Genomic DNA, 9,764 nt, shown 5'->3' with positions numbered 1-9,764 from the left:
GACAACTACAAATCGCGTATCCTCTTGAGAAGTGCAGCCCGGATGGCAGCATGAGCAATCATCTCAGCAGACCATTCCCCGGGAACCTTGAAGAGCCCCCAATACCGCTGGCACTGCGAGAAACGGACCGGGCCCCCGGTCTCGTACTTTGAATCCACAACGCAGATCCCGCGCCGTGCCCGATCCACAGGCCGGCTCCGGAACCACGTCGTTGACGCGGTGATCCGCTCGGGACGGCAGTGTCCGAGACCGCCGCGACGTTCGGAGTCTCGTGGTGGACGGTCCGTGCCGCGCCGAATGAAGCCTGCTTCAACACGCTGCCCGACGCGAACAGGCTCAGCCTGCCGATGCTGGGGATTGATGAGCACCGGTTCCGGTCCCCCGGTTCTTCCGCGACCCGGAAGCCAGTGCCTGGATCCGACAAGAGGACAACCGTGAGGAGCCGCCTCGCCGAGTTCTTCGCCGTTGACGATGCCACGGGCAAGCTCTCAGCGGTGTGAAAAGACAAAGAACAGCTGCGGGCACACTGCTCCGGAGCGGGTCCCTCCCCGATGCTGCCGCCGCGAAGGAAGAGCTCCCAACCCTAGTCGAGGCCACCGGACGTCCCGAGACGAACAAGCTCTACTGGACCTTCTGCAGTTGGTGGAACGAGATCGAAGTCCTCATCGTCACCGGCGCCACCACCGTAAAGCCAGCGCCAAAAAGGCGTTACGCTGTGCCGGATCCATTCACGGATCCGTGGCTTGCAGTCATCCTCCTACTGGATGCTCCGATAGAGCTCAACATGCTTTTGAGCCACTGAGCTCCATGCGAAGGATTCAGCGTGGCGTCTACAATCGGCCGCTGAAGGCCTACGGCCACCGACAGCCGATATTATGCGATCCGCTAACTGCTCCCGGTTTCCGGACTCGACCACTAGCGACGGATCAAAACCTGCCACTGCATCTGGCAAACCTCCGCAATTCGTCACAATCGGCGGTGTGCCTGTAGCCAAAGACTCCAGGGCGATCAACCCAAATCCTTCCAGGCTCACTGTGGGAACGACCGTGAGCATGGCCTCCTGGTAGAGCCCGGCCAATGCACCATCGGAAAGCCGCCCCCGGAAATCAACGCTGCCCGCCAAACCCAGAGCCTCGGATTGCTTCCGGAGAGCAGCCTCCTCGCTTCCCGTTCCCACAACAGTCAACCGCGCCTCCGGGATGGCAGCCTGGACCTGAACCCAGGCGTCCAACAAGATATGAATACCCATACGACGCTCCAAGCGGCGTACACACAAAACATTCGGACTACTCGAAGCACCGCGACCAACGGAAAACCGTTCCAAATCAACTCCCGGAGGTATTACGGTGACCTTCTCGGCATCGACACTGTAGTTGTCGACTAGAATTCCTTTGAACTCTTCAGACAAGACAACATATGCTGAGGCATTCCGATAGCGCAGTCGTTCGAATGCACGTTTTAGAAGAACTTTTGCATCCTTTTCCCCTGCCACTGCGCTTTCATCAGCCCAAGGGCCTTGGAAATGAACAAGCATCGGGCTGCTATTCCATAATTTACGTGGCTTAGTCCCGTAGAGACAAAAATGCCGGTCAATCACCATTCCGGGTTCCCACTTCGGCCCCTTTACAGAACGAGCAGCCCGTTGAAACGTAGATCCCTCCATCGGCCCCCATGTTGAGGCACCTGGCGGGGGTTCACCAAAAGCAAAGGCCGAAACGTTCACTTCATCGGCTGCTTTAAGAGCAGAATAAAGGTCTTCAAAATATCGATTTAGGCCACCGGCTCGCGTCCCAAACCACTCGCTGCCCGCCATATATACACTCAAGGGATTTGACGCTCCGACGGGAACACTTTCGGTCATGACCAAACCCAACCTCTCAATATAGACAGTCGATACTTACTAATTACGCTCCACCACTGGAGTCCCGAAATCTACTACGCTATGTGAAAGCGCCTATAAAAAAGCTTGCCAATCGGCCATGGCCACGTGGGTTCGGGAGGAAGCCATCACAGAAGAAATCCCCCCAGCCCCGAGAATTTCATGAGATTGACTAGTTCAATCCTTCATAGGGCCTCTTTCAAAACAATCACGGAAGAGCGCAAGACCCCTACTCATACCACAACAGAATTGCTTTCGGAGTTCATTTCCAAGCATCACGAATCCCCACGTGTACTATTTATCCGCCCGTATTAACGGCGCGTAGACCTCGGCAACGAGTCGAGAAATGGAGGCCAGCTCAAGCATATGTCGCACTGCCTCCTTACTCACGGCCAAATCCACATCACTAAGCACGGGACCACTAGCAATCCGGCCTTCAAGCATTGCTACAAATTCTGAATCCGACTTGGCCACCGAGAGAGCAGCCGAATCACGGCAGAGACTACCAAAATAGCTACTGCCAGGGTTTTCAGAAGCTACTGTCGAAGTTCCCACGGATAGCGCCTCGAACACCGGAATTCCAAAACCCTCGTAGAGTGACGGCGAAACCAGCACCCATGACTCACCAATTATCTCTAGTACTTCCCGGTCAGAGGCATCCGATACATGATTAGTGTCCGCATGCCAGTATTCCCGATCAGATGCCGGCCCGATGACCGTGAGCCGAACTTCACTTCCTACCCTCGTTGAAACCTCCCGCACAGCCTGCTCGGCAAACCCGCCTCGTTTTCTGCCATGGAACGACCCGATGAAAACAACCGACGGGATCCGACTCGCCTTCCGCTCAACCTGATCAATCTCGGTCACGGGGGGCATTAGCCGGTGACAATCGAAGATACCCATAGTTTCCGGCGCTATTGCGATGCGAACCTCGCTCTTTAGCTGAGAGTACTTCTCCGTTAGCGATAGAACTGCATGGTTCAGACGTCGCAACCCGGAAGAGGATTTTGCCTCAGACCAACTACTGCCAAAAAAGGACCGAACAACGGGCACGTTTCGCCGGCTTAGCAGCCAGTCATCACCAAAGGAGTGCACCACTTCTGGATCCTGCTTCCGAACAGCCGCGCGCGCCACGAAAGGAAGGATATAATATCGATCGAATCGAGATCTGGGCTTCCTAATTCTGGTGATTTTAGCTCCTGGGAGATCAACCCCGCCCTCCACTGTCACTACCGAAAGATCGACGAGCCTGCACAGGCTCGAGGCCATCCGATAAGCGTAACGAGCAACACCGCCTGAGTGATTCTCACTCGGCCACTCCAGACAAAGCATGGTAACTCGCATTAAAATAGCCTCTCAGGTGTATAAATTGTCCATTGATCATCACATATTCCAGGGCACTCCGAGCTGATCAGTTCAACTGATTTAGCTCGATCTTTCGACTAAGAATACGTTCCCCAAGTAACCCTTCATCATGAGCATCAAGGGCACGTTTCAGTACTGTCCCAAAGACGATGCCTATTAAAATGCCAAAAGACGAAAGAAATAAGTTGCCGGAAATTCCCAATATGAGGACATAGAGTGCCGATAAACCGACCGAAGATGAATCGTTTGATTTCATTAATCGGAAGCTGGACACGCTTACAACGAACAGCAGCAGGATCAATATGATGAACGGCAGAAAACCATATGCGCGCAATATATCAATAGGAAGGTTATCTACGGGTGCTGCGTCGGGATGACCTATTATGTGAGGCCACGGATTTGTCAAATAGTCAAAAATGTTCAACCTTGCCTGAACCGAATGATCCTGGCTCGGATCGAATGCTGTATACCTGTCCGCGGTCAAGATCGTTGAGTCGCTACCGAAAGCACCGACTAGGCGGTCGATTCCAACGCCAACAAGCACGAAGAATATAACCGGCACTACACGACCCATGCCTCTGCCGCGTATGACGGTGGCTGTAGCGGCACAGACAAGTAAACTCAGGAGCGCGGACCTCACTCCAGACAAGAGCAGAGGAAAAACCAGCATTCCGGCAACAACAAACCATCCAACTTGAAGAAGAGCATTAGCCTTCAAGGCCCTGTCGACGCAGATAATGATGGCAACGCCGATGAAGGCAGCGTAAGGTCCTGGGGACTCGGACATGCCAAATACGCGCACCGCCAAGGGAGCAGCCTGTCCGATACTCTGCAACTCAGAACTTAGCATCCAACTCTTGTCCCAAGGAGGCAATACGACGAATTGAACTATTCCGTAAGCTCCCACGAGAAGTCCCAGGACAGGCAAAAGTCGCTCGTATGAATCCCAAATATCTACAACTCCGCCTGTTGCAATTACGGCAACTAGCAGGATTGGTATTACAAGTGCAGTTGCAAAATATATTACATCGGGCTTGATCGAGCCGCTCAACAGTATGGAAAATCCGACAGCGATAATAAAGACAACGGCAAGCGCCATAATTCGGCGATTTATAACCTGCCTGTTTTCAGGGAGAGCCTCATCGCTCCGACGGAATCCGCCCAAGGTTACTATTAATACCAAGATGAACGGGAAAAGAATTAGTGGGTCAAAGTCGACGCGGGCTTCAGGTCCAGCAGAAATCCGTCTGATGAAGGCGAGGATCGGAACAACACTGGCCGCGAGGATCAATATCCGTGGGATAGATCCAACGGTGAACGAAAGAACTAGCAAGATTCCCAGAAGCGTAATCTGCAGTGTCAAATGCGTCGATAGCGCAGAAACCCCGAGGATTGCGAAAGCCGCGAGCGTGCCAAACAGCGCATTGAGACCGACTGCGGGACTTATCAATTTCATTATTTTGCAACCATCCATGCAATAGCGAGTATACAAGCCAATCCAACGGCTGCCGGCCAGAAAAATTGGATAGATCTCTTTATGCCAAGTTCTGATCGCATAATCGGAAACCAAACAGCCGAAAAAGTGATAACCGAGGTTATCGCGACCGTGCCAACAGCGCCGGGAACGCCGATTCGGGGCAAAAAAACGAAATTAAGTATGATGCTTAAACCGGCAGTGAGAATAGAGATCACTGCAACACTTCGAGTCTTTCCGCGTGTTATGGACAAATACTCGATCCCAAGGAAGCTCAGTCCGGTGAACACGAGAGGTAGTGCCATAAGAGAGCTTAGAAATCCCAAGTTCCCAAAAGCGGGACCGAAGACAATTGGTGCAATGAATGCTCCCAGCGCAGACGTAAGAACACAGGCTACTGATACAAGAAGTATTTGTCTGGGAGCGACTCTTGCGAGAACGCGATTCGCATCTCTTTCGCTTTCTGGGGCCAAATGAGGCTGAATGTATTTCGTCAATTCGGTGATGACGACTCCACCGATGGTGGCGACCTGTGCGGCCAGCGCGTAATGCCCGGCAGCTGCCGTCCCGAGAAGAGCAGCCACGAGAATTCTATCCATAGAGCCGGTAATCCACTGTGAAACCGAGCTGACCACTAACGGACCGCCCAGTCTGAGAGATGGTCTGAATCGAAGCATACGACGGTTGGACCAAATGCCCCTGAAAAAGGGCAAAAAGTCGCGGAATGTGAGCAGGAACAGGCTGAGCGATGCCGTGATATCTGCGATTACCCAGCCCAGCACACCCATATTCAGACCTAGAACGAACAAAAGTTTGAACACGGCGAGAAGGAAGCTGTAAGTAAGTGCATAAAGGAAGTAACTGCGAAGGCGCCCCCTAACCCTCGCCATGGATGTCGGAAACTGCCAGGCCGAGCAATAGATGGATGCCGCCATGACTGCCAGCGCTACATAAATCGGAGTGGCCCCGCCCACGCTGACGTTCATAAGGTAGATGGCAGATCCGAGAGTAAGCCCGATCAGAATAGGAGCGACGCGCTGGAGTAGGGCCGTGGCAACAACGTAGCTCTGCGCATCAGCATCGGCAATCTTGCCGTAACGGTACGCTATCGTTTCCAGGCCGAGGCCAAAGGTCATGGATACCAGCGTGAAACAGGAAATAAGTACGGCAACCTCACCGTACTTTTCTGGACCCAGGATATTCGTTAGCAACGGCAGTATCAGCAGAGGCAGCGCCTTCTGAATGGCAGATACAGCCAAGAAGGCTAGCCGGCCTCCGAGTATCCTACGGAGCGCACTCGGTTCACTCTCCTTGAAACCCGCCAGAACGGTGTTCGAAATGTACGGGCGGCGGCCCCCACGTCGGCGGTTGACTACTTCGCGCCTTCGTTCCTCACCCACGGTAAAGTCCCGTCCCGCCAGAGCGCTCTACGAGCCTGCCTCGACTCAATCGGTGTCGACCGGACGACTTGAGTCGCCTGAGCATTACAGCGACCGCCATCGGTGGACCAGGAAGGCCACTCCGCCCGTTCCCGCCCCCGCGCGCTTGTGGGACCCGATCGAGTGCGGGACTGTTGGATTTGTTTTTGAGCTCCGACACGCCAACAAGTGAGGCCGCGTAAATAGGCCGAGTCCGTGGAACATCAAGATCCCACCCACCCCTCAATGCTTGCGCGGAAGACTGATCGATCGAACCGACGAGCTTGGTCCAGGCAGGCGGTGGGCGAGCTAGTCTGAGCAAATTCAAGAGCGGCCACAGCATCACTAGTGCTGCGGAAGTCAATCAAGGAGCCAGTCTTTCCGTCGATGACTGTTTCAGCTGCCCCCCCTCGTTTGCTGGCGATGACAGGTGTGCCAGCGGCCATTGCCTCCACTGGCATGATTCCAAAGTCCTCGACGGCCGGAAAGACAAATGCAAGCGCCTTCGCGTAAAGTTCGGCTAACAGGGCACGAGAGGGACTTGCTATGAACGTGACTGGGACTTTGGCATCAGCGGCGATCTTGCGAAGAGCGGTCTCCTCCGGACCGCCGCCGGCAAGGACGACGGGCAGACCGGCTGCTTCTCCCACACTGATAACTTGATCCAAGCGTTTGTATGGTATAAACCTCGAAGCGCCAAGTACGAAGGTTTCTGGCAGCGCATGTATGACGCTTAGCTCATCGGCAGTCAACTCGCTAGTCCAGCTTTTGGCGAAGTATTCTACGTCTACGGGGGGATATATTACATCACAGGATCTCTCCCAATGTTCTTGAATACGCTCTCGTACGAACTCGCTGATTGCCACTATTGAAGTGGCTTCTTGTGCACGCTGACGGTCAATTATTTGGAGAGGTTTGGACGCAGCTCGCAGGAAGCGAGTATCACCACGCTGATCCAGCTCTGGGTTCCAGATGTACCTGGCCGGCGTGTATGCATAGACATATTTACGGACGTCTCGATTGGGATGCCGAAAGCTTGCGTGATGTGCAAACAAGTGAGAACTACACAAAACCCAGTCAATTTTCTTGTACTGCAAAGAACGCCATGCCTGCAACATGAACGGCATAGCCAGCGCCTTATTGCTTCTGAGCCCCGTCCGAGAAAGCCAAGTCTCCACGACCCGCCCCTTCTCAAATCGGCCAGGAGCATCGTTCCATGCAGCTAAGATTTGCTCATTTGGAAATATTTCGGCCAGCTCTTCCACGACTTTTTCAGCGCCACCGTTAGGCTCTAGCCATTCATGAACGATAAGTCCATTCACTGAAATTTCTCCGTATCCTACTAATCATGGGCGGCGCGAGATATCAATTCCAGATCATGTTCAACCATGGACTGGACGACTTGCTCAAATGACATTGAGGGCTCCCACCCTGTTTGCGCACGCAAGAAAGTGCTGTCACCGCGGGTTTCATGTGCATCGACCGGGCGCAAGAACCGGTCATCCACAGCAACATACTTGGTCCAGTCATTGATACCGGCCGCCGTCAAGGCCAGCCGAGCGAAGTCACGGACCGAATGCATCTCTCCCGTTGCCAGGACGAAGTCATGGGCTTCATCTAGGCCAGATATCCTGACCATGGCATCGGTATAATCCGGGGCCCAACCCCAGTCCCTCTTTGCATCCAGGTTCCCCAGCAACAATTTGTCTTGCTTTCCTAGCGCAATCCGCGCAGCGCCCATTGTAATCTTTCGAGTTACAAAAGATTCCGGGCGCCGCGGCGATTCGTGGTTGAAGAGGATCGCGTTGGCGGCCCACAAGCCTCGTGAGCGATACACGTTGGTTAGATGATGGGCAAAGGCTTTAGCTGCCCCGTAGGGGTTCAACGGTGCGATAGGCGTTGTCTCGGACTGAGGCGAAAGTGTAGCCGCGCCAAAGATTTCCGAACTTGAGGCCTGAACGAAGCGTACGGCTTGGCCTGACCGTTCTTGGAGCTGCCACGCCGCCTCCAGCAAGGTAGATACCGCCAGTCCAGAAATACGACCAGCATTTTCTGGATCTCTCCAGGACTCCGCGACAGAACTGACACCGCCCAGATTGAAAATAACCCCCGGCTCGACATCAGCGATTACTCCCTTGAGGCGGGCTTCATCACCTAAGTCACCAAGATGCCGAACCATCCCCGCTATTTCAGGGCAATGACTCCCATCGCGCATGTAGCCGTGGACTTCCCAATTCTTTCCAGCAAGTTGCTCCGCGAGATAGCTACCGTCTTGGCCTGTGACGCCTGTGATGAGTGCTCGCACTGACAGCCTCTAGCTCGCGAGGCCCGATTGTGCCCGCAAGTCGCTCTCAACCATCATCTGCACCAGTTCCGGGAAGGTAACTTGGGGCTTCCAGTCCAGAACGTCACGGGCCTTGGCCGGATCCCCAATAAGAAGATCCACCTCTGCAGGCCGCATGAATTTCGGGTCCTGGCGAACGTAAGCCGACCAATCGTCTATTCCGACGGCCGCAAAGGACAAATCCAGGAATTCGCGGATCGAATGAGTTTCTCCCGTCGCAATGACATAATCATCGGCAACCGGCTGCTGAAGCATTCGCCACATAGCGTCAACATAGTCTCCGGCGAAGCCCCAGTCCCGTTGAGCGTCAATGTTGCCTAGGCTAAGTTCTTTTTGCAGACCAAGCTTAATGCGGGCCGCAGCTGTGGTGATTTTTCGGGTCACAAATTCAGGTCCCCGCCGGGGCGACTCGTGGTTGAAAAGAATGCCGCTGGAGGCGTGCATACTGTACGACTCACGATAGTTAATTGTCATGTAATGACCGAAGACTTTTGCAACACCATATGGTGACCGAGGCCAAAGAAGCGTATCTTCACGCTGCGGAACGGCTTGCACCTTTCCAAACATCTCGGAACTCGACGCCTGATAGAAGCGTACGCGACTTAAGTCGTCACCCGCCCAAAGGCGGATTGCTTCCAGCATGTTGAGAACACCTTTACCGGTGACGTCCGAAGTTACTTCCGCGTTTTCCCATGAATAAGCGACAAAAGAAATAGCACCAAGGTTATAAACTTCGTCTGGGTTGGATGCATTGAGCGCCCTGACCAAGCTGGAAATATCGGTCAGGTCACCTGTAAGGAGTTTTACGCCAGGGACCTCGCGTTGTACGAGGTCAAATTTGGGATTGTTCTGGCCTCGAATGAGTCCAAAAACCTCATATCCCTTCTTCAGGAGCAGTTCAGCGAGGTACAACCCGTCTTGGCCTGTTATCCCTGTAATCAGTGCGCGCTTCATGGTGATCTAGATTCCTTTGCGGTGGGAGCATTCTGACCGTACTGGGCGACGCTCGACGCCGCTTCCGGCAAGTTCTGCAGCTAAGAAAGCTCCCGAGCCCGCGCCCCCAGACGCTGTAAGTAACAGTACTAGGTGTCATACCAGTTCGCGATTGTGTGCTGCCATAGGTGAAATATTTAACATGTTCGACACCTCACGGGTCTCGTGACGGGCCAAGCGAGCGATGATGTTAACGCCAACCGAAAACAGGACCACTTCTGCCATTTGAAAACAGGGCCACCGACCATTATGGAAGGTGATCAATTTGGATGATTGGGCGGAGATACGCCA

10 protein-coding genes are annotated in these 9,764 nt (G+C 53.9%); 2 read left to right on the top strand and 8 right to left on the bottom strand.

The genetic code is table 11. The features are described from left to right. Positions 1-239 precede the first annotated feature (239 nt). Positions 240-500: a hypothetical protein gene (locus tag ACX80M_RS20635; RefSeq protein WP_459310339.1), complete on the top strand. Its 261-nt coding sequence runs from the start codon at positions 240-242 to the stop codon at positions 498-500. Then, a complete protein-coding gene (locus ACX80M_RS20630; RefSeq protein ID WP_459310338.1) occupies positions 497-802 on the top strand; it encodes a hypothetical protein in 306 nt (101 codons plus the stop codon). The genes ACX80M_RS20635 and ACX80M_RS20630 overlap by 4 nt, the downstream gene beginning before the upstream one ends. Here ACX80M_RS20630 and ACX80M_RS20625 read toward each other — a convergent pair. From ACX80M_RS20625 to ACX80M_RS20590, 8 genes are all read right to left on the bottom strand, one after another. Next, positions 758-1,861 (bottom strand): glycosyltransferase family 4 protein, encoded by a 1,104-nt coding sequence (locus tag ACX80M_RS20625; RefSeq protein WP_459310337.1) that lies wholly within the window; start codon positions 1,859-1,861, stop codon positions 758-760. The two genes, ACX80M_RS20630 and ACX80M_RS20625, sit on opposite strands and share 45 nt — an antisense overlap. A 312-nt stretch (positions 1,862-2,173) precedes the next feature. Continuing rightward, entirely contained in the window at positions 2,174-3,211 is a 1,038-nt protein-coding gene (locus ACX80M_RS20620) for a glycosyltransferase (protein WP_459310340.1), read from the bottom strand. A 79-nt stretch (positions 3,212-3,290) separates the two neighbouring features. After that, positions 3,291-4,700: a hypothetical protein gene (locus tag ACX80M_RS20615; protein ID WP_459310336.1), complete on the bottom strand. Its 1,410-nt coding sequence runs from the start codon at positions 4,698-4,700 to the stop codon at positions 3,291-3,293. Continuing rightward, positions 4,700-5,977, bottom strand: coding sequence for an oligosaccharide flippase family protein (locus ACX80M_RS20610; RefSeq protein ID WP_459310335.1), 1,278 nt, complete (start codon positions 5,975-5,977; stop codon positions 4,700-4,702). The genes ACX80M_RS20615 and ACX80M_RS20610 overlap by 1 nt, the downstream gene beginning before the upstream one ends. Before the next feature lie 383 nt (positions 5,978-6,360). Continuing rightward, positions 6,361-7,458 carry a glycosyltransferase gene (locus ACX80M_RS20605; RefSeq protein WP_459310334.1) on the bottom strand — a complete coding sequence of 366 codons (1,098 nt, stop codon included), beginning with the start codon at positions 7,456-7,458 and terminating at the stop codon, positions 6,361-6,363. Positions 7,459-7,478: 20 nt separating this feature from the next. Continuing rightward, positions 7,479-8,441 carry a GDP-mannose 4,6-dehydratase gene (locus ACX80M_RS20600; RefSeq protein WP_459310333.1) on the bottom strand — a complete coding sequence of 321 codons (963 nt, stop codon included), beginning with the start codon at positions 8,439-8,441 and terminating at the stop codon, positions 7,479-7,481. A gap of 9 nt (positions 8,442-8,450) precedes the next feature. After that, on the bottom strand, positions 8,451-9,434 hold the full coding sequence (locus tag ACX80M_RS20595) for a GDP-mannose 4,6-dehydratase (RefSeq protein WP_459310332.1): 984 nt from the start codon (positions 9,432-9,434) through the stop codon (positions 8,451-8,453). A gap of 135 nt (positions 9,435-9,569) precedes the next feature. Continuing rightward, positions 9,570-9,764: hypothetical protein (locus tag ACX80M_RS20590; RefSeq protein ID WP_459310331.1), on the bottom strand; the 195-nt coding region annotated here is incomplete at its 5' end.

It is taken from the genome of Pseudarthrobacter sp. MDT1-22 (assembly GCF_054511035.1).
The sequence above is the reverse complement of the archived record's forward strand: the minus strand, read 5'-3'. Positions and strand labels throughout refer to the sequence as shown.

Coding starts and splice junctions, on each gene's coding strand:
- ACX80M_RS20620 (WP_459310340.1), bottom strand. CDS start 3,211: ATGCTTTGTCTGGAGTGGCCGAGTGAGAATCACTCAGGCGGTGTTGCT.
- ACX80M_RS20615 (WP_459310336.1), bottom strand. CDS start 4,700: ATGAAATTGATAAGTCCCGCAGTCGGTCTCAATGCGCTGTTTGGCACG.
- ACX80M_RS20595 (WP_459310332.1), bottom strand. CDS start 9,434: ATGAAGCGCGCACTGATTACAGGGATAACAGGCCAAGACGGGTTGTAC.
- ACX80M_RS20625 (WP_459310337.1), bottom strand. CDS start 1,861: ATGACCGAAAGTGTTCCCGTCGGAGCGTCAAATCCCTTGAGTGTATAT.